This window comes from Staphylococcus kloosii, assembly GCF_032139365.1.
In the GTDB taxonomy this organism is placed as follows: domain Bacteria; phylum Bacillota; class Bacilli; order Staphylococcales; family Staphylococcaceae; genus Staphylococcus; species Staphylococcus kloosii_A.
In genome coordinates, this window is the sequence record NZ_JAVTDB010000038.1 from 1 (window position 1) to 864 (window position 864).

The window sequence follows — 864 nt, forward strand, 5'->3', positions numbered from 1 at the left end:
CAATGGGACTTTTCAATAGTGATAAAAGTAATTTATCTTCATTTCAAAATGCAATAGAAAACAGACGTACGATTTATAATTTAGAACAAGAGATTTCAATCTCTGATAAAAAATTAGAGGAAATTATCGCTCATGCAATTAAACATGTGCCTTCTTCTTTCAACTCACAGTCTACACGTATCGTCTTATTACTTAATGATAATAACGATAAGTTTTGGGAAATTGCTAAAGAAACACTTAAAAACAAAATGGGGGCAGATAGAGACTTCCAACCAACTGCGGATAAAATTGATAACTTTAAACATTCTTACGGCACTATTTTATTCTATGAAGATGAAGAAGTTATTGAAGGCTTACAAAATCAAATGCCAAATTACGCTGAAAACTTCTCAATTTGGTCTACACAAACAAATGCAATGCACCAATTTGCAATATGGACAGCATTAAGCACTGAAGGTATCGGCGCTTCATTACAACACTACAATCCATTAGTTGACACAGCAGTGACTGAAGCATTTGATATACCTAAAAATTGGACTTTAATGGCGCAAATGCCTTTTGGTAACATCAGACAAGAAGCTGGCGAAAAATCATTTAATGATGTTGATGCACGTTTCTTAGTACGTAAATAATAAACTCATACACTAACTATAGAGCCTGTGACTTAATTGTCTACAGGCTCTACTTTTATATGGTCAGTAGATGACTGAATTGAAAATGCGCTTGTATCAAGCTGCTTTCAATTCTAGTCATCCTTGCGAAAGCGGGACTACAAAATCTTTTTATAAAAATTAAGCTTTTCTCCCTGCTCTTTTTTGTTTTACTTAGGTTGCCTTTTTGTATAAAGGGTAATTAAATAAATAT

Annotated in this window: 1 protein-coding gene; it reads left to right on the top strand. The window is 33.1% G+C overall.

Annotated elements, in window-relative coordinates; genetic code table 11:
- Positions 1-2: 2 nt before the first annotated feature.
- Positions 3-632 (top strand): nitroreductase family protein, encoded by a 630-nt coding sequence (locus tag RPL90_RS04110; RefSeq protein ID WP_313545817.1) that lies wholly within the window; start codon positions 3-5, stop codon positions 630-632.
- The last annotated feature ends 232 nt before the right edge of the window (positions 633-864 follow it).

Bases quoted from the DNA above. Each gene is read 5' to 3' on its own strand.
- RPL90_RS04110 (WP_313545817.1), top strand. From the start codon at position 3: ATGGGACTTTTCAATAGTGATAAAAGTAATTTATCTTCATTTCAAAAT.